17 protein-coding genes are annotated in these 18,688 nt (G+C 38.0%); 14 read left to right on the forward strand and 3 right to left on the reverse strand.

Annotated features, from left to right (window positions below):
• Positions 1 to 11 precede the first annotated feature (11 nt).
• Complete coding sequence (locus HCK02_RS04945) at positions 12 to 1,535, reverse strand: AcpB/EbpR/MafR family transcriptional regulator (protein WP_167628997.1); 1,524 nt, start codon at positions 1,533 to 1,535, stop codon at positions 12 to 14.
• Between the two features lie 170 nt (positions 1,536 to 1,705).
• On the opposite strand from HCK02_RS04945, the gene HCK02_RS04950 reads away from it, so the two are divergent.
• Positions 1,706 to 2,413, forward strand: a complete 708-nt coding sequence (locus HCK02_RS04950) for an EAL domain-containing protein (RefSeq protein WP_167628998.1) — start codon at positions 1,706 to 1,708, stop codon at positions 2,411 to 2,413.
• A 40-nt stretch (positions 2,414 to 2,453) separates the two neighbouring features.
• Here the strand turns inward: HCK02_RS04950 and HCK02_RS04955 are convergent, their stop codons facing one another.
• Together HCK02_RS04955 and HCK02_RS04960 are read right to left on the reverse strand one after the other, a co-directional pair.
• Positions 2,454 to 2,696 (reverse strand): hypothetical protein, encoded by a 243-nt coding sequence (locus HCK02_RS04955; protein WP_167628999.1) that lies wholly within the window; start codon positions 2,694 to 2,696, stop codon positions 2,454 to 2,456.
• Between the two features lie 87 nt (positions 2,697 to 2,783).
• Entirely contained in the window at positions 2,784 to 4,289 is a 1,506-nt protein-coding gene (locus HCK02_RS04960) for an AcpB/EbpR/MafR family transcriptional regulator (protein WP_167629000.1), read from the reverse strand.
• Between the two features lie 371 nt (positions 4,290 to 4,660).
• On the opposite strand from HCK02_RS04960, the gene HCK02_RS04965 reads away from it, so the two are divergent.
• The 13 genes from HCK02_RS04965 (at position 4,661) to HCK02_RS05025 (ending at position 18,538) form a co-directional block, all read left to right on the forward strand.
• Positions 4,661 to 6,856: an immunoglobulin-like domain-containing protein gene (locus HCK02_RS04965; RefSeq protein ID WP_167629001.1), complete on the forward strand. Its 2,196-nt coding sequence runs from the start codon at positions 4,661 to 4,663 to the stop codon at positions 6,854 to 6,856.
• A 78-nt stretch (positions 6,857 to 6,934) separates the two neighbouring features.
• A complete protein-coding gene (locus tag HCK02_RS04970) occupies positions 6,935 to 7,420 on the forward strand; it encodes a DUF4352 domain-containing protein (RefSeq protein WP_167629002.1) in 486 nt (161 codons plus the stop codon).
• Between the two features lie 25 nt (positions 7,421 to 7,445).
• Entirely contained in the window at positions 7,446 to 8,726 is a 1,281-nt protein-coding gene (locus tag HCK02_RS04975; protein ID WP_167629003.1) for a nucleotide sugar dehydrogenase, read from the forward strand.
• A gap of 21 nt (positions 8,727 to 8,747) precedes the next feature.
• Positions 8,748 to 9,512 carry a YveK family protein gene (locus tag HCK02_RS04980; protein ID WP_167629004.1) on the forward strand — a complete coding sequence of 255 codons (765 nt, stop codon included), beginning with the start codon at positions 8,748 to 8,750 and terminating at the stop codon, positions 9,510 to 9,512.
• A complete protein-coding gene (locus tag HCK02_RS04985) occupies positions 9,469 to 10,146 on the forward strand; it encodes a CpsD/CapB family tyrosine-protein kinase (RefSeq protein WP_167629005.1) in 678 nt (225 codons plus the stop codon). Before HCK02_RS04980 ends, HCK02_RS04985 begins: the two co-directional genes overlap by 44 nt.
• A gap of 78 nt (positions 10,147 to 10,224) precedes the next feature.
• A complete protein-coding gene (locus HCK02_RS04990) occupies positions 10,225 to 10,986 on the forward strand; it encodes a WecB/TagA/CpsF family glycosyltransferase (protein WP_208970441.1) in 762 nt (253 codons plus the stop codon).
• 20 nt (positions 10,987 to 11,006) lie between these two features.
• Positions 11,007 to 12,125 (forward strand): acyltransferase family protein, encoded by a 1,119-nt coding sequence (locus tag HCK02_RS04995; protein WP_167629006.1) that lies wholly within the window; start codon positions 11,007 to 11,009, stop codon positions 12,123 to 12,125.
• Positions 12,126 to 12,139: 14 nt separating this feature from the next.
• Positions 12,140 to 13,471 (forward strand): O-antigen ligase family protein, encoded by a 1,332-nt coding sequence (locus HCK02_RS05000; protein ID WP_246215529.1) that lies wholly within the window; start codon positions 12,140 to 12,142, stop codon positions 13,469 to 13,471.
• On the forward strand, positions 13,440 to 14,513 hold the full coding sequence (locus tag HCK02_RS05005; protein WP_167629007.1) for a glycosyltransferase family 4 protein: 1,074 nt from the start codon (positions 13,440 to 13,442) through the stop codon (positions 14,511 to 14,513). The genes HCK02_RS05000 and HCK02_RS05005 overlap by 32 nt, the downstream gene beginning before the upstream one ends.
• A gap of 22 nt (positions 14,514 to 14,535) precedes the next feature.
• Positions 14,536 to 15,618 carry a glycosyltransferase family 4 protein gene (locus HCK02_RS05010; protein WP_167629008.1) on the forward strand — a complete coding sequence of 361 codons (1,083 nt, stop codon included), beginning with the start codon at positions 14,536 to 14,538 and terminating at the stop codon, positions 15,616 to 15,618.
• 56 nt (positions 15,619 to 15,674) lie between these two features.
• Positions 15,675 to 16,610 (forward strand): DUF6625 family protein, encoded by a 936-nt coding sequence (locus HCK02_RS05015; protein ID WP_167629009.1) that lies wholly within the window; start codon positions 15,675 to 15,677, stop codon positions 16,608 to 16,610.
• Between the two features lie 64 nt (positions 16,611 to 16,674).
• Positions 16,675 to 18,105: a flippase gene (locus tag HCK02_RS05020; RefSeq protein ID WP_167629010.1), complete on the forward strand. Its 1,431-nt coding sequence runs from the start codon at positions 16,675 to 16,677 to the stop codon at positions 18,103 to 18,105.
• Positions 18,106 to 18,292: 187 nt separating this feature from the next.
• Positions 18,293 to 18,538, forward strand: coding sequence for a helix-turn-helix domain-containing protein (locus HCK02_RS05025; RefSeq protein ID WP_167629011.1), 246 nt, complete (start codon positions 18,293 to 18,295; stop codon positions 18,536 to 18,538).
• Positions 18,539 to 18,688 lie beyond the last annotated feature (150 nt).

An 18,688-nucleotide genomic window follows, 5' to 3' on the forward strand; every position in this document is an offset into this window, starting at 1 on the left:
CTTGACCTGTTTTATTTTGTTTGTAGTGCTTGCTTGTCGAGCGTAATTTCACGTAAATTTTTACCCAATAAAAGTAAGTTTCGCGTTGTTAAATTACGGTTGATAAAGATAATGCGATCACTTACATGACGTTCAACATGTTGTTCAAGTGGGATATTCGTAAGCAAAATATCGCTTTTTTCAGGAGCAGTTTCATCAACGAATTGAATGTTGAAACTATTGCCATATAAATTGCAAATTTGCTCGCGGATACGTAAGTAAGCAAGATAAGGTAGATCTGTCGATATTTTAATCGTTACTTTCGGTTCATAGAAAAGATGAGCTCCGATGTAGCTTAGTAATAGTGCGTATTTAGAAACTAAGTAATCGCTCTTTAAAAAGATTTCATTTTTTGTCTTCTTATATAAGTTATCAATCAACTTCAAAATATTGCGATGCAAACTTGCGGCGATCGGTGAAGGCATCGTGGGATCAAAAGCAACTTGGTAGTCATAACCATTGATGTCAGTCGAAAAATAATGGAAAACTTTTGCAAATAAATGAAATGAAAAAGCATTTAATAGAAACAAATCTTGTTTATCTTCGGGGATTTCCATGATGGTCTGGTTGATCGTGTCAAAAAGAATCTCGGTCGCTTGATAGACAGAACTATTATTTTTTTTATTTTCAAGAAAGTTCGTTTTAAGAAGCGGCAAAGTTTGTAAGTTTTCATTCTGGATAATAAGTAGGAGATAGAAAAACGCTATTTCACCGGGAGCAGAGTTGCTGAATGTTGTAGAAAAAGGAGCTGTCTTTTGCTTGAAAAGTGAAAAAGCCTTGTTATCCTCTAAAATTTCTGCCCAAGCTGGATCGTACTCAACAAAGTGCTGATTCCGCCGTCTAATCATAGCAACAGCAATTTGGTACATTAACTGACGTTTTTGAAGTGCGGTCAAATGAAGGTTTCCTTCTTTGATTAATGAATTTACAAGGAAGTCTACATATTGCTCATTGACGCCATCAAAAGGCCAACCTTTTCCAGCATAAACTTTCCATAATACAATGTTTAAAAAGAGCCTAATTTGTGTTTCTTTGCCTTCAATAATGGCATTGTTTCGCGAGATTTTCATTTCATAAGGTACGATAGCATCGCGAAACTTGTTTAGCGTGCGCCTAACCGTCGCATCACTAACAAAATGGTCATAGGCGAACTTTTGCGTAGATCCGAAGTCTTCATTTAAAAGAGCTTTAAATAAAGTGAATCCAAGTGTTTCTTCAGTCAAAAAAATAAGCAAATCACGTGGATTGGCATCTGAATGATTGGTTTCGAATCGGATACCACGCCCTTTGGAGACGTGGATTTCTAACTCACTATCGCCAAACTCGTCAATATCTGAAACGAGCTTGTTAATTAATTTTAGCAAGTATGCAGGTGTGACATCTAACTTTTCTCGTAATTCTTCAGTTGAAAACCAGCGATCTACTCCACGAAGGATGGCAAGCAAATCCCATTCTTTCTTTAGCGTGGAATCGAACATGTCCAGTCCAATTTTCATCTGTGTTTCCCCCTCAATATAGCCCTATACTATTATTTTAGCCGTTTTCCCAGTTTACTAAACAAAAATGCTCAGAAAGCAAAAATAGCATTTTAAAAAAGCGAAACCTGATTACTATTGTTAAAAATTTCAAGTAAGATGAGGTCATGAAATGTGAAAGGACTGGGAAGATGTTTAAAAATTATCGTTTACTTGCGCAACCTGTGTATGATGTTAAACACGAAAAAATTGTTATGCATGAGCTTGTGATAGGGAAAGTAGAAGGAAATAAAGGCACTTTTATAAAAAATGATGACCAGATGCACGCTTTTTTTGAAGAAAATTATTCAGCATTTACAAATTGGTTGCAAAAAGAACTCATGAAGGTTTTGGCCAATCATATCTATCCAAAAGTTTCGATTAACATCCGCTCTAGCCAATTCTTTCATTTAGAAACAATGAAAATGTTTGAAAAGCTAAAACCATATAGCGGCCAAATTGTTATAGAGATCACCGAAGACTTGGTGCGATTGCCAGAAACGAAAACGCACTTTACGCCGACTGAACTAGATGCCTTTTTATACGGCAAAATTTGGTCGTTACAAGCATTTGGATATGACGTAATGCTTGATGACGTAGGTTGCGGTATCAATAGTTTAGAAAGAGTCACTTACTATCTACCGCTTATCACAGGATTTAAAATATCGCTCGAAAAATTTGAGTTAACAATACTTGAGGCTTTTATAACGGCTTGGAAAAAATTTGCAGATGAACACGGAAAATTGGTAGTTCTTGAACATGTTCGAAGTAAAGCCGTTTCTTCTATGCTTGAAGGAATGAGTTTAGTCCTTCAACAAGGAAACTGGCTTGATAAAGTTGTGAAACAAAAAGTATCATAAAAAAAGCGTATCCTCTTCCCATGAAAAGGATACGCTTTTTTTATTGATGATGATGCTTAAAAGCTTTAAATTTACGTTCATTTCGTTCCATTGCCTCAAGTGAAAGTTCTACATCTTTTACAACCGTTTGTGGGAAAACATCCAACCAATTTTCAATTACTTTCTCTTTATCTAGCAATTGCTTTTCGATGACGGTTCTAGTAAGAATTTTTCTAGGTTGTTCTGGAAGGATAAATCTAATCGTATAAATAAATCGCTCATCCCAAGGATTAATAAATGTCATTTTTCTACCCCTTTACCTTTCATTCTATCTTCCACTTTTTATTATAAATGTAAAAAAGGGACTATGAACACCTAAAAAAGTGTTATGCTAACTAAAATTATGAAGTTTTTGATCTCGAGTTTTTTCCTCTGTAATTTGGTCAAGCGTCTCGCGAATTAGTTTGAAGTCACGTGGCGCAAGGATCCGATGAATCGATACAATTGCAGGTCCCTTCGGAGTTTGAGAAGGAATATTTGTCAAAATTAAATCTGGCTGTTCAGTGCTAGAGTTATCAATGAAAGTAATATTGTAGTTGTTTGTAAAATACTCTTTCACTTGGTTAATGATAGATTTGTTCGCGATATAGGAAAGGTCGGTGTCCAGACGAACTTTAATCCGTTGTTCAAAGACGTGAAGCGGTGCAATCAAGCTCAGAAGAAGTGCGTAGCGAGGCGCTAAAAATTTCTCTTCCAAGAAAATAGGATTATTTGTTTCTTGATAAAGGTCATTAATCAGTTGATATAACTTTTCCTTTAACATAGGTAGTTTGTGTTGTGTATAAGGAAAAAACTCGTTTCCGCTTATACTAGTTGAGAAATTGTGAAATAGATTTGCAAATAAGTGCTCGGAAAAAGCAGCAAGTAGGAAAAAACGCTTTTGACTGTGAGGTACAGGCACGATTTCGGTTTCAAATTTTTCCATGAACTGTTCCGTTGCCTGGTATAAATTTGTGTTTTTAGAACGGTTAAAGCGAAAATTACTTACGAGCAAAGGTGTGGTTTGCTTAGATTCGCTTTGGATGATGGTCATGAAAAACAGAAAAGCAATCTCACCTGGATATTGTTGCGTGATAGGCGTATAAGGCTTGACTCGATCCTTGAAAAGTAGATAGCTATCATTTTTGTCAAGCAGCTCATGCCAAGACTCTTCGACTGAAACATAGTGGTTATTCCGACGTCTAATAGCACTGATGGCAAGAAAATACATGATTTGTTTTTCTTGTACTTCCGTAAGTTCGATGTTTGTATCTGCAGCAATTCGTTTGGTTACAAAGTAAAGGTGATGTTCATCAATATTTGTAAAAGGCCAGACTTTTCCAGCGAAAAGACGCCAAAAAACCATATTTAAAAAAAGCCTGACTTGAGATTCCCTTCCTGAGAGAACTGCTGTACTGCGGTTTAGTTTTAATTCATAAGGTTCGATGGCTTCCTTTACCTTCTTAATATGACGCCGCACAGTTGTTTCGCTTAAAAAGTTTTCGAAAGCAAACTTTTTAGCGGATACAAAATTTTCGGTGACAATACTATAGAAAAGTTTATAAGTACTGGTGTTGCTAATTAGAAAAATTAAGAACAAGCCAATATCAATGTTGTTGCTTTTAATTTCTAAGTAAACTCCCTTCCCTTTTGAAACATGAAGCGCCATCTGATCGCTCTGAAACTCTTCTAAGTTATCCCTTAAAGAAGCGATCGCTTTTAATATTAAGGAAGATGTCTTATTTAATTGTTTAGCAAGTTCCTCAGTCGAAAACCACCGATCCTCTTTTCTAAGTAAATTTAAAATGGACCATTCAAGCTCAATATTTGTGTCAAGAATGTCTAGATCTAATCTCATTAGGTTTCCCCCTCCCAATATTTCCATTAAATCTTATTCATTAAAACACATAACCAAAGTGCAAATGAGCATAAAAAGAAATATCAAAAAACGTATTTTGATTATTCACCTAAAAAATGTATGGTAATATGCAACCGCTTTCTGAACAAAGATTGATTTCCCTTTTTATTTTTAAGCAAAAAGAAACTTTTTATAATCGCGTTTTTGATTTTTTAAGAGGGTGATTTCGCACTATACTAAGTTTCGTTGGGGCGATCAATTGGCGAACACAAATTAAAAATTGCGCAATTAGGTTTTTAATTTTACGTAAATGACTATGAAGTGTTATTCATAATTGTTTCACCCAAAATTCAAAATAAAGGAGACGAATAATGTCTAAAAAAGGAAATGCAAAAAAAGTTTTAACGCTTGCAGCAACGCTAGCGCTTGTAGGTAATGTTTTAGTAACTCCGGTAACAGCTTGGGCAGCAGACGCTGAAGAAGCTAGCCAAGTTGATGGCGCGATTGTTACTGAACAAGAACAAAAAGCAGAAGCAACTGAGAACGCAACAGTTACTGAAGGAAATAATGAAGCAGCAGCTGAAAGCACAACTCCAGCTGTAGATGCAAATACAAACGAAGCTGCTGAAGGTGTTGACCCAGCAATCGGAATTTCTGTAGGTTTCACAACAAAAACTACTATTACAGGTGACACTTCTGTAGTAAAACAAGGTCTATCTATTGTTGATGGAGAAACAACTGGTCACTTGAAAATCAGTGTACAACGTAGCACTTTAGTTGAAGGAAGTATTGCTGCACAAACAACAGCGTACATTTACTTGCCAGATGAGCTTAAAGAACTTGCAAATACAAAAGAATTTGTTGAAAACATCTCTGCGCAGACTGGTCACATGATTTGGGGTGTAGATCGCCAACCAGAACCAGTTAAATCTGAAAAAATCACATACAATGCTTCGAAACATCGTTTAGAAGTTGTTAATCCTAAATTTACTGGAACAATTGTTCAACCAGTAAATGGTGTTGTTACGTATGTAGATATAGATTTAGGGGCTGCTGTTCAAAAATCAGGCGTACGTATTCCGGATGCAATTAACGGAAAATATGCGTTCAAAGGTAAACAACATGGTGGAATCAATCTTATCGGTAAATTAAGTGATACAGATTATATTTATGTTCAAAAACTTGACCCTGGTTATGGTGTTGAAAAACCAGAAATCGAATTCACTGAACAACGTATTGAAGAAGTTGAAAAAGACTCTCATTATACAGATGCAATGGCACTTCAAGGTGTAGTAGCTACAGATGCTAAAGACGGTTTAATCAGCAATAAATTGACTGTAACAAGTAACCAAGTAGATACTCGTACTGAAGGAAATTACCCTGTAACTTATCGTGTTGTAAACAGCACTGGTCTTGCAGCTGAAAAAACTGGGTATGTTAAAGTTGTTTCTAAATCTGGCGGCGGCAACGGCGGCAATGAAGGTAACGAAACTGAAGGTACCTTAAAATCTGCTGATTACACACTTGGAGAATCAAGCATCGTTGGTAATTTCGATGGTGATATTAGCTATGCAAAAATCATGATCAACGGAACTGAACTGGGAAGCAAAGGTGGAACATTCAGTAAAGACGGAAGCTATTCTTTCTGGATTGGTGTAAACACAATCACTAACAAGAACGATAACGTAGTTATCATTGGTTATGACAAAGATGGCAATGAACTAGATCGTAAACAAGTAAACATTAAAGAACAAGTAGTTGCAACTTCTGGAACAATTAATCCAGGTGCATTCTACGAAGGTTCACAAACAAAAGTTGTTGGAACTTACACAGGCGATGTGAAACAAGTCGACATTTATGTAGACGGACAGTACAAAGCAACTGGTGGAGATTTCAAAGCTGATGGAACTTTCGACGCTTACACAGGTACTCTTAAAGCTGGCCAAAAAGTAAAACTAATTGCGTATGATAACTTCAAGCCAAATGAGCGTAAACAATTAGATGAAAAAACAATTACTGTTCAAGGTGCTCCAGTTGTAACTTCTGGAACAATCAACCCAAGCTCAGCTTATGATAAAGATGTACAAATCACAGGTTCTTATACTGGTGATGTGAAACAAGTTGACGTATACGTTGATGGCGTATACAAAGCTAGTGGTGGACACTTTGACTCTAATGGGAACTTCAACGTAAGCACAGGAACCCTAAAAGCTGGTCAAACAGTAAAACTAGTTGCATATGACAACTTCAAACCAAATGAACGTCATCAATTAGATGAAAAAACAATCACTGTTCAAACTATGTCGAGCACGAATCTTGAAGGTAGAATTCTAAGTGCTTCATACAACTGGAATACATCTTATGTTGAAGGAACTTACAGTGGCGACATCGAAGTTGCTTACATTGAAGTAGACGGAGTAGTTCAACCTTGGGGTGGATCTTTCAACGATGATGGAACTTTCAAGTATTGGACTAAAGCTGTTAAACCTGGTTCGAAAGTAATTGTTCACGGTTATAACAAAACAACTCAACATAAAGAATTAGCGACATATTCTTTTGAAGCGTAAACAACTAAGTAAATTCTGATTCATTGAGATACCTCTAATAGGTATCTCAATGAATTCAATTTTATGGAGGATATAGGAATGAAGAAAGTTCTATTAATTTTTAGTGCCTTGTTCGTCGTTTTTCTAACGGCATGTTCAAGTGGTGCTAGTGATAACAAATCCAATGAGGATAAAAAAGAAACAACGAAACAAAGCGTATCCGTTTCTGAAAACGATAATGCAGTAACGGTCGACAACATGAAAATCACTTTAGAAAACAGTGATGTAAGCAAGGTTTCGGATAAAGATAATTCTGGTAAAAAAGTCTACAGCTTTAAAGTGAAGGCGGAAAACGTAAGTAATGATCAAAAAGGCATGGGAACAGTTGATTTTATGCTTAAAACAAGTGATGGCAAAACGGTAATGCCAGATTATAGCTATGCATCGTTTGGGGATTCTTTTGAAAAAGGCGAATCACTTACAGGAACTGTTTATTTTGTATTGAAGAAAGGCGTTACGCCAAAAGAATTACAATACAAACCTGGTGATGATGTAAAAGCAACTTGGGAAGTTAAAACGAAATAGAATAGTGAGATAAGAAGGTGTCAGAATGAAAATTGTTACGATTGGTTTAGGTTATATTGGCTTACCCACAGCCATTATGTTTGCGAACCATGACCAAGAAGTCATTGGTGTCGATGTTAAAGAAGATGTTATCAAAATGTTAAATAACGGGCATGTGCACTTGGAAGAGCCTGGACTGGAAGCGGAACTGAAAAAAGCTGTTCAGTCTGGGAACTTCAAGGCACAGCTAAATGTGGAACCAGCGGATGCGTTTATTGTTGCGGTTCCAACACCGAATAAAGACGATCAGTATAAAAGTTGTGACTTAACGTATGTTCTTGATGCAGTGAAGTCGCTCGTGCCGGTTCTTGAAAAAGGAAATACGGTAATCGTGGAGTCGACCATTGCCCCACGTACGACAGAAGATTTTGTGAAGCCGCTGATTGAAGAAGCGGGATTTGAAATTGGAAAAGATATTTTTCTTGTGCACTGCCCAGAACGGGTACTTCCGGGGAAAATTTTACATGAACTAAAATATAATAATCGCATCATCGGTGGTGTGACGAATGCGTGCACGGAAGCTGGAAAAAAAATCTATAGTATTTTCGTTGAAGGCGAACTGATTACTTCTTCGGCGTCTGCGGCAGAGCTTTCGAAACTGATGGAAAACACTTATCGCGACGTGAATATCGCACTTGCCAATGAGCTTGTGAAAATTGGGGAGGATTTAGATATTGATGCGCTAGAAGTGATTGAGATGGCCAATAAACATCCACGTGTGAATATTCATTCACCTGGGCCAGGTGTTGGTGGACATTGTCTGGCAGTCGATCCGTACTTTATCGTGGCAAGCACACCGGAAACGACACCACTGATTCAAACTGCTCGTGCGATCAATACGTCGATGCCCGATTTTGTTTTCACGAGAACGAAACGTTTGATGGAACAAATTGATGGAAAGAAAATCACGGTTTTAGGGGTAACGTATAAAGGCAATGTGGATGATATTCGAGAAAGTCCGGCGCTTGAGATCACCCAGCAATTACTCGATGATGGTAGCTACGAAGTGAGTATTTTTGATCCGCATGTGGATCAAGCTTGGATTGAAAAAGATTGGAAAATAGCGACACGCGAGAGTGACTTATTGCTTGTTTTAACGGATCATAATGAATTTAAAACATTAACCGAAGCGGATTTAAGCGAGATGAAACAAACGTATGTACTCGATACGAAACAAATATTCCCAAGTGAAATTGTAGGCGATCAGTATTTATCTCTAGGGAATATTGCCTCGCTAAGTCGGATTGAAAATGTCCCTTCGTTTTAATCAATGGAGTAGGAGAGTGCGATGGAGGAATTAATTGATTTAAAAAGAATATTTGGCGCGATTAGCCGAGGCAAATGGTACATTTTGGGGGCCATTGGCTTATGTGTGTGCGTCATGAGTATCTATCTTTGGTTTATTGCCACACCCGTTTATCAAAGTAAGACACAGGTTTTGGTTAACCAAGTGGACTCCAGCGAAAGTAACATTCAAGCACAAGATGTTCAAGCCAATTTACAGCTTGTGGATACGTATAGTGCGATTGTAACAAGTCCACGAATTTTAAAAGAAGTGGAAAAAGAGTTAGACAATAAATATTCTCAATCTGAGCTTGCGAACGCTATTCAAGTTAGCAATAATTCCAATTCACAGATCATTGAAATCGCGGCGGAATTTCCAAGTGCGAAAGGCGCAACGGAGATTGTGAATAAGACAGCGCAGGTTTTTGAAAGACAAATACCGAATATTATGAAAGTTGATAATGTTACAATCCTTTCACAAGCGCAATATGCAAAAGGACAGGCTCCTGTTAAACCGCATAAAAGCTTAATGCTAGCCCTTTCGTTTGTTGTGGGTACATTAATTGGTGCGATGATTATCTTCGTTCAAACGATCTTTGACCGGACGATTAAAAGTGTGGAAGATTTACAAGAAACGCTTGGGCTTACCGTGCTCGGAACGGTGAATGCCTTTGAACCAGAACAGGTAGAACTTGAAAAAAGTGTGGAAGGGGGACGAATAAAAAATGAAAAAAAGAACCGAACGGAAGCAATTAATCGCGTACAATGATCCGAACTCTCCTGTGAGTGAGCAGTTTAAAACGATCCGTGCAGGCATTGATTTTTCAAGTATCGATTCGACCTTCAACACGATTTTGATTACGTCACCAGAAGCGGGAAGTGGCAAGTCCACGATTTCAGCGAATTTAGCCGTAGTCAATGCGCAACAAGGCAAGAAAACGCTATTGATTGATGCAGATTTGCGCAAACCAACCATTCATAAGACGTTTTCGAAGAATCTATATACCGGACTTTCTGCGGTTTTAACGGATGAAATTAATCTTGAAGAAAGTTATCAACCAACAGAAGTGGAAAACTTGTTCGTGTTAACGAGCGGAGCAATTCCACCGAATCCAAATGAAATGTTGGGTTCGAAAAAAATGGCGAGTGTGCTCGAAGAATTACAACAACTTTTTGATTTAATCATCATTGATACGTCGCCGATTACGATCGTATCAGACGCACTTGTTCTTGCGCCGCAAACGGATGGGGTAATCCTCGTTACTCGTTTTGGCTCATCGCTTAAAGAACGGACGAAGCAAGCGGTGGAACAAATTCGTATGACACGAGCACCAATCATTGGAGCGGTTTTAAATGGAGTCAGCGAGAAGAAAAGTAATTACTATTATTACGCTTATAAATAGTTTTGGGATTTAAAGATGCAAAAGTAATAAATGGAAAATTTAAAATAATATCTAATTTGGAAGGGTGATGAACTGAAAATGTATGTGGCAGAAGGAAATATAGGGAAACGTGTCGAACTTTTGGGAAGTCAGCTGGATTGCTTAACAATGAGCGAAACGATTGAAGAAGTGGCGCGCATTGTGGAAGCACGAATTCCGACGCAACATGTTGTTATCAATGCGCATAAGATCAATTTGATGGCTAAAAATCCTGAACTTAAGGCGATTGTGAATGATTGTCCACTCATTAATGCGGATGGGCAATCGATTGTCTGGGCAGGGAGAATGCTTGGGTATGACGTGCCAGAACGTGTCACGGGGATTGATTTGTTTTCGGAACTTGTGGCTATCGCAGCAGAAAAGGGATGGCGTCCGTTTTACTTCGGGGCAACGGAAGAAGTTGTGGAGGAAGTGGTCGCGAAGCATCAGGCGGAATATCCGGATCTTGAGATTGCTGGTTACCGGAATGGCTACTTTGATGAGTCGGAATCCCTTGCGATTGCGGAACAAATTCGCGATAGCAAAGCAGACCTTCTCTTTGTGGCTTTCTCAAGCCCGCAAAAAGAGTTTTGGATCAATGACTATAAAAATGTGATGAAAGTGCCATTTGCGATGGGAGTCGGTGGAAGCTTTGATGTGATCGCAGGGAAAACTAAGCGTGCCCCTGTTTGGATGCAAAAAGCTGGACTGGAATGGTTTTACCGCTTTATTCAAGAGCCGCGCCGGATGTTTAGTCGGAGCGTGACAGGCAATGCCTCGTTTCTCTTTAAAGTCGGCAAAGCGAAGATGCATCGTTATTAAAAATCGGGAGGCTACAAAGCATGTCAAAACGAATCTATTTTTTGGATTCATTAAGAGGAATTGCAGCGGTCACGGTTGTTGCGACGCACCTTGCAGGGACTTTTAAAGAAGAAACGTTGATGAAAGAAATTTTTGAACCACTTGGAAGAAGTGCAGTCATTTTATTTTTCTTATTAAGTGGCATTGCACTTAGCTTAGCCTTAAAAAACAAAAGTCCATTTACCTGGCAAGATTATGCGGCCTTTTTAGTCAAACGAATTTGCAGAATCTACCTTCCGTTTCTTGTCATCATTCTTTTAACGGAGTGTTTATATTTCGGGTTCACACCAACGGGTATTCCGAGTTTGTCGGCGTGGTTCAATACGGTCGGATCGGGTGCTCTTCAGTGGAAGGTTTTTCTGGAGAATGTTTTTATGGTTGGTAATTATGTGGACCGAATCGATCCTGTTATTTGGTCGCTCATTATTGAACTTCGGATTTCAATTGTTTTCCCGCTTTTCTATTACCTTGTTGAACGCAAAGGTGTGAAGTGGGGCGTCGGATTGATTGGCTTATCGTTTGGATTTGGGACGGCTCTTCTATTCGTCATAGATCAGCAGTTTTTAATTGGACAAACGATTTTCCATCTAGGATTTTTCATCATTGGTATCTTGATGACACTTCACTGGGAAGCGATTCGAGCATTTACGAGAAATCAAAAAGTACTGGTTATGCTCGCTTCGATGGCCCTTTATTTCCACGGATTTGCACTAATTATAACGGGCATTCATTTGCCACAGGTGTTCTCGGACGTGGTCATTGGTACCGGCTGTGTAGGCATACTTCTCGTTTGTTACCAGTCAAAAAAAGCACAAGATTTTCTTGCTCGACCGGTTTATCTGTTCTTAGGAAAGATTTCGTTTAGCGTTTATCTGGTGCATTGTGTAGTGTTTATCCCTTGGATTTATTTACTACATCAAATGATTTCATCAGTCGTTGTCATTGAATTACTTAGTTTGCCGCTTATCTTTATCGTTGCTTACCTTTCGTACTTGTTATTCGAAAAACCAGCACAACAATTTGGGCGCAAACTTGGAAAGCAAATCAGTCAATTTCACTTGCAACTTTCCGAGCCAAACAAGGAAAGGACTAATGGATAAAGGAGGCGTGACCATTGACTAAAAATAAGCCATTAAATATTTATTTCTTTTTCGTCATCATGTCGGTTTTTCCGCTAGTTGACTTCTTAAATGGGCTTTTTATCAGCTTCAATGTCCCTTTGCCGCTTGGTACGGCATATCGCTTCTTTTGTGTGGTGTACTTGGTTGCTTGCATTCTTCATGCAGGTTTAAGAAAAAATCTTTATACGCTGATATCCATTAGCTTTATCGTTGGGTCGCTCATGTTGCTATTTTTACAAGCGATTGTTCTGCAAAACTCAATGACCTTTTTGTTCGCAGACCTAGCCGTTTTCACGAAATTTTTCTTATGGGTTCTGATTGCCTACTTTGTTTATCAACGCAAGGAAATCTTTTTAACCATGAATTACAGCAAAATTTTTCTAGCCGTAAGCATTCTATTTACGCTAGAGATGCTGATTCCTTATTTTTTAAATGTTGGAAACCAAGCGTATGTGAATAGTAATGCGGGCTATAAAAGCTTTTTCTTCGCAAGTAATGATTTAACGATTGCCTTTATGATTAATGCCACATTTGTGGGCTGGCACTTCATAAAAGCACTCGAAAAAAAAGCTGTGTTTCAAACGCTAGCTCTCATGGTGCTTTATCTAGGCATCATCGTTACCTTGATTTTAATCAGTACAAAAACAGGCATTATTTACGGCATTTTATTTACCGTAGGCATTTTGATCCACTTTCTACTTTTCCAAAAAAACTTTAAACCGATTTATCGTCTCGTCATCTTCATCATAGCGGTGGCAGCTTTAATTGGGCTCGTCACAGCGGGGTGGGATTTCATTATCTCGGCAACATCCGGAATGGTAGATCGGATCACTTATTTTTACCGTTTGTACAACGGAAACTTAGTCAGACTTTTAACGAGTTCACGAAGTGACTATATGGTGGCTGGCTACGAGTTGTTTGCGGATAATCGCAATAATTTCTTGATTCCGCTTATCGGTTTTGGCTTTGAATATCGTTCGATTAATTTTGAACGATATGGCCTTATTGAAATGGATCCGGTAGATGGCCTTTATGCACTTGGATTAATCGGGGTTGTACTCACTACAGTGATACTTGGTTATTTCTTCTTTGTATCACTTAAAAAACAAAATCGCAGTATTTATACAATCGCCTTCATGGTTCTGATGTTCTATAGCATTTCAGCAGGACATGTGATGTTTTCAGCACTATCTTCAACCATGCTCGGGCTTGTGTGCGGCGGGATACTTTTACAAAAATACAAGCATTCTTCTGAAGAGGAAGAAGAAGCCGTTTCGAAGGAAGTGAAACAAAGTGAATATATTGATGGTCGGACCGAAGTCTGACTCAAAAGGCGGTATCGCCACCGTTATCGCGAATTTCAAAGATTATTATCAAGGTGAAAATCAAGTTTTCTATTTGGCTACATGGACAGAAGAACATAAACTTTCCGCTGGCATGAAAGCACTCCTCACGCTTCGGAAAACGATTAAAAAGAAGAAAATAGATGTGGTTCACTTCCACGTTGCCCAAAAAAGTAGTTTTTACCGAAAAGCACTCCTAGCAAAGCTCGTTCCACGCGATGTACCAGTCATTTTCCACATGCACGCGTCTCAGTTCGATACCTTTTATAAAACAGCAAAACCTGGTGCAAGAAAGAAGATCCAGCGTGAATTGAACCGATTAGATGGGCTTGTTGTTCTAAGTGAAGAGTGGGCAGGATTTTATGAGCAAATCACGGATACACCCATTGCAATCATTGAAAATGCCGTTACCGTTAGTGCCCATCCTCATTATAATTCGCAAGCCACAGAAATCATTACATTAGGCCGTTTGGGGAAACGCAAAGGCAGCTACGATATCTTGCACGTCGCGAAACAATTAGAAACAGAGTTTCCTGCTATTCAGTTCACTTTGTATGGCGATGGTGAAATCGAAGAAGTTGAGCAGGAAATGGAAGCCTTAGCGAGCCAAAATGTCCAGTTAGGCGGCTGGCTTTTGAAAGAAGACAGAGAGAAAGTCATCGCGAATACAGTCTTGCATTTACTACCGTCTTATCAAGAGGGATTACCGATGTCCATTTTAGAAACCATGGCAGAAGGAATCCCGAACTTGGCATCTGACGTTGGGGGAATTCCTCAAGTGATTCAAGATGGTGAAACGGGCATGCTCATCAATCCGGGAGATATTTCTCGGATGACTGAGAAATTAAGAAGTTTCTTGAAGGATAAAGAGTTACGGGAGAATTTATCTCAAGCAGCTCATCACAAAGTAAAAACAGATTTTTCGCTGGAGAACTACTTCGAGAAGTGGAATCTCTATTATGAAAATTTATTGGAAGAAAAAACAAAAATACCGTTAGGCTATGAAAGCTCAAGTGAACGGTAAAAAGAATGGAGCTGAATAGAGATTGTTAATATGGACAATTCTAACCTTCGTATTAGGACTATTACTGATGCCTCTTGTTCGTAAGCTAGCCTTTTTGATAGGTGCAGTGGATACCCCGCGCGAAAGGCATGCGCATACGAAGCCAACCGCAACACTTGGAGGACTGGGGATATTTCTTAGTTTTACGATTATGTTTTTCCTAGCCCCTATCGATCATTCCCATACGATTCCTTTACTCGTGGGTGTGCTCGTCATTGTTGGAACAGGTGTCATTGATGATATTAAAGAACTTTCACCCAAATTAAAGCTAGCGGGTCAAATTATTGCTTCCCTTTGTGTCACGGTTTGGGGAGGAGTCATGGTTCACCATATCTATCTACCATTTCTTGGCAGAATTGAATTTGGTTATTTCGCCATCCCGATTTCGATCTTTTGGATTTTAGCCATCGTGAATGCAGTTAACTTGATTGATGGCTTAGATGGCTTAGCCGGAGGCGTATCCACGATTGCGCTACTCACTATCGGCGGCATGGCTCTCATTTTAGGAAACATCGGGAGCGCCTTTACAGCCTTTTTACTCGTGGGCGCACTACTGGCCTTTCTTGTCTTTAATTTTCCGCCCGCTTCCATTTTTATGGGAGATACCGGTGCCATGTTTCTTGGTTTTGCGATCGCGATTTTATCGCTGATGGAATTTAAGAATGTCACCTTAGTTTCGCTTCTTATTCCGATTATCATTTTAGGTGTTCCTTTCACAGATACCTTTTTTGCGATCATCCGTCGATTGAAACAAAAAACGTCGATTTCGACTGCAGACCGGTCGCACATTCACCACAGACTTTTAGCCCTTGGATTAACGAATCGACAAACCGTCTTGCTTCTTTACTTGATTGCGGCAATATTTTCAGGAATTAGCTTCTTGCTTTATTTCTCAACCACTTGGGGATCGATTATTTTGATCGTTGTTTTACTGCTGCTTATTGAAGTCGCTGTGGAATTTATCGGTCTTATTGATGAACATTACCGACCACTATTTGATCTTTTTATCGGTATTGGGAAAACAAGACGAAAACTCTACCTGATTCTTAGTAAAAAATCACGATGAGACTTTGTTCATAGAGAGCTCACTATAATTTAAAATTAGGAAGGATATTTCTATAAATGAAAAAAATTGTAATTATTGTGCCTTACTTTGGCACCCTTCCAGAAAACTTTGAGGTATTCGTAAAGTCATGTGGTCGAAATGAAAATATTGATTTTCTTTTTATCAGTGATAATGACTTACAAATTGACTATGAAAACATTCGTTTCTGGAAGATGACTTTTCAGGAATTTAGATCACTTATCCAACAATCGTTTGATTTTCCCATCGTGTTAGAATCACCATATAAGCTTTGTGATTATAAGCCAACCTATGGGAAAGCTTTGCAAGACCAGATCAAAGAATATGATTTCTGGGGTTATTGTGATGTGGATTTGATTTTTGGGAGAATTGATCATTTTGTAACGGAGGATATATTAGATCAATTTGATCAAATCTATCATTATGGGCATTTTACACTTTATCGAAACAATGAACTGAATAATGCTCGCTTCATGTCTGATAAAGGGTTAAGCTATAAAAAAGTGTTCACATCTAATCGAATTTACTTCTTTGACGAAAAAATAATGCCTGAAAAATTTGATTTGCTTAAACTGCCTAGGTACGAGGCAAAAGATTTCATTGATATCGATCCTTGGAAGTTCAGAATGATTGATGTTTGTGAGGAAGACGCAACCAATTACAAGGCAAAAACAACCTTATTTGAATGGGAAAATGGTCATTTATTCAAATGCGTGTATCATGCAGAGACAAAATCAATTATAAAAACCGAGTACCTTTACATTCATTTCCAAAAACGAAAAATGACGGACCATACACAAGGGACCAATCATTTTTTAATAACAAACAAAGGGCTTGTACCAAGTCATGGAGATGTACAGGCGGCGCACTTTTCAGAACTCGATACCAACCATGTTTTTGAGGACATCAAAAAGCGATTCAAAAAGCATCAATTTATTTTAAATCGAAGAATCAAACGATATATCTTAAAGTAATTTTGGGGTCGCCGTTTCGAGGGCTTAAAGATTTTCTAGAATTATTGTCAGGAGTAAAAGGAATATGAAAATTTTAAAAAACTATGCCTATAGCATGACGTATCAGATACTTCTTATGCTGATCCCGCTCGTAACTGTACCATATGTTTCACGAACACTCGGTGCAGAAGGAATCGGGACCTATGCGTATACGTATTCTGTTGTTCAGTACTTTATCTTAATCGGAAACTTAGGAATTTCGGTATACGGTGCGAGATCAATTGCGCATGTTAGGGAATCTGATCAAGATCGATCAAAAGTATTTTTTGAGCTTATGATAATAAAACTATTGATGTTTGTTGTTTCGGCATTATTATATGGATTATTTGTTTTTCTCTACGGGGAATATACATTTATTTTCGTCTTACAAGGTATTTTTATTTTAGCAGCAGCAGTGGATATTTCATGGTTTTTCATTGGATTAGAAGATTTTAAAAAAACCATTTCAAGAAATATCGTCGTAAAGCTAGTTGCTCTCATAAGTGTTTTTATCTTAATTCAGACACCAGATGATATTGCTTTATATGTTGCCATAAATGCTGTCTCTACTTTTCTAGGAAATCTAACGCTTTGGACGTATTTGAGGAAAAAGATACACAAAGTCGCATTTAAAAATCTGGATTTGAAGCCACATGTTCGGCCTGTATTTTTCTTGTTCTTGCCACAATTACTCACACAAGTTTTTGTGAATATGAATAAGTTGTTTTTGGGAAATTTTTCTACCTTGACGCAAACGGGGTACTTTGAGAATTCAGATAAAGTAGTCCGCATGTTATCAGCTTGTGTAACAGCCATTGGGAGTGTGATTTTTCCGCGAATATCGAATGAATTCCACAAGGGAAAATCTGATGTAGCGAATAAATATACTTTGTTCTCTTTTCAAATCATCAATATGATTTCGATTCCTTTACTTTTAGGAATGATTTTGATTTCGAAAAACTTTTCGGTGCTCTTTTTCGGGAAAAATTTTGATGGCATTGAATATGTATTAGGGGCACTTTCAGTCGGGCTCTTATTCATGGGCTGGGGATCAATCATCGGTCAACAATATATGATCGCATCGAATCAAGTAGCCAAATCCATTGCTTCCCTTATCGTCGGTATCCTCGTTTCAATTATTTTATCCATTTTGCTAATTCCAACTTATGGAGCATTTGGAGCAGCAATATCATCAGTAATTGGTGAAGGAATCATCGCTATTTCTCAAATCATGATGATAAGAAAGAGGCTGCGAATCAATGTGTTTAAAGAAACGGCGAGCTACTTGCTTGCAGCGGGCATTATGTTTGCAGCAGGATTTGGGATAGGAAAACTAGTTCATGGATCACTTTATTCCATGTGTGTTCAAATTGCGACGGGAATTATCGTTTATGTGATTCTCATGTTGATTATAAAACCAGCACCTGTGCGGATATTGATGGACAGAATCAAAAAAAGATATCAAACGAATCATTAAAAGTTTAGATTTAATCGTTCAAGGTTAAAGATCCGTAAATATGAAAATAACTGGAATCATGAAAGTAAATGCTAAAGGGATATTGTGATAATTTTAAGTCTTTAAACACAAATATCTTCGAAAATGATGGCCGGGTAAAAATGAAAAGACTTAAAAAATAAAAAAAGGAATTAATAAGAGGTGTAAAATGAATAGTAACATTTCAAAAGACCAACAATTAGAATTGCTAGATCAATACTTTGTTTCAACGATCGAAGCACTTGATTTACTTCAAATTTCGAAGCAAAGTTTTTATTCACTTGTCAATCGTGAAAAGATAGTTCGTGTGAAAAAAGGTGGCGCAGTTCTTTATTTTCGAGATGAGATTTTGGAGCGCGCGAGAGAACAAGAATTTTTGCGCAAGAAGTATCGACCATTTGATTATCAAAATTAGCTACTATCAAAACACCCAATTGATGAAAGTACCAATTTATTTTCATCAATTGGGTGTTTTGTGTGATAAAGTATTGAATTTTATTGATTTTTGACACAAAAAATACATAAATAAAAAATTGGAATGGAACAAAGTGGCAAGAAGAATATG

Source organism: Listeria valentina, assembly GCF_011800755.1.
GTDB lineage: Bacteria > Bacillota > Bacilli > Lactobacillales > Listeriaceae > Listeria > Listeria valentina.

What these genes read in the sequence shown, in the direction of transcription:
- HCK02_RS04945 (WP_167628997.1), bottom strand. Translation starts at nt 1,535, where the DNA reads ATGAAAATTGGACTGGACATGTTCGATTCCACGCTAAAGAAAGAATGG.
- HCK02_RS04950 (WP_167628998.1), top strand. Translation starts at nt 1,706, where the DNA reads ATGTTTAAAAATTATCGTTTACTTGCGCAACCTGTGTATGATGTTAAA.
- HCK02_RS04955 (WP_167628999.1), bottom strand. Translation starts at nt 2,696, where the DNA reads ATGACATTTATTAATCCTTGGGATGAGCGATTTATTTATACGATTAGA.
- HCK02_RS04960 (WP_167629000.1), bottom strand. Translation starts at nt 4,289, where the DNA reads ATGAGATTAGATCTAGACATTCTTGACACAAATATTGAGCTTGAATGG.
- HCK02_RS04965 (WP_167629001.1), top strand. Translation starts at nt 4,661, where the DNA reads ATGTCTAAAAAAGGAAATGCAAAAAAAGTTTTAACGCTTGCAGCAACG.
- HCK02_RS04970 (WP_167629002.1), top strand. Translation starts at nt 6,935, where the DNA reads ATGAAGAAAGTTCTATTAATTTTTAGTGCCTTGTTCGTCGTTTTTCTA.
- HCK02_RS04975 (WP_167629003.1), top strand. Translation starts at nt 7,446, where the DNA reads ATGAAAATTGTTACGATTGGTTTAGGTTATATTGGCTTACCCACAGCC.
- HCK02_RS04980 (WP_167629004.1), top strand. Translation starts at nt 8,748, where the DNA reads ATGGAGGAATTAATTGATTTAAAAAGAATATTTGGCGCGATTAGCCGA.
- HCK02_RS04985 (WP_167629005.1), top strand. Translation starts at nt 9,469, where the DNA reads ATGAAAAAAAGAACCGAACGGAAGCAATTAATCGCGTACAATGATCCG.
- HCK02_RS04990 (WP_208970441.1), top strand. Translation starts at nt 10,225, where the DNA reads ATGTATGTGGCAGAAGGAAATATAGGGAAACGTGTCGAACTTTTGGGA.
- HCK02_RS04995 (WP_167629006.1), top strand. Translation starts at nt 11,007, where the DNA reads ATGTCAAAACGAATCTATTTTTTGGATTCATTAAGAGGAATTGCAGCG.
- HCK02_RS05015 (WP_167629009.1), top strand. Translation starts at nt 15,675, where the DNA reads ATGAAAAAAATTGTAATTATTGTGCCTTACTTTGGCACCCTTCCAGAA.
- HCK02_RS05020 (WP_167629010.1), top strand. Translation starts at nt 16,675, where the DNA reads ATGAAAATTTTAAAAAACTATGCCTATAGCATGACGTATCAGATACTT.
- HCK02_RS05025 (WP_167629011.1), top strand. Translation starts at nt 18,293, where the DNA reads ATGAATAGTAACATTTCAAAAGACCAACAATTAGAATTGCTAGATCAA.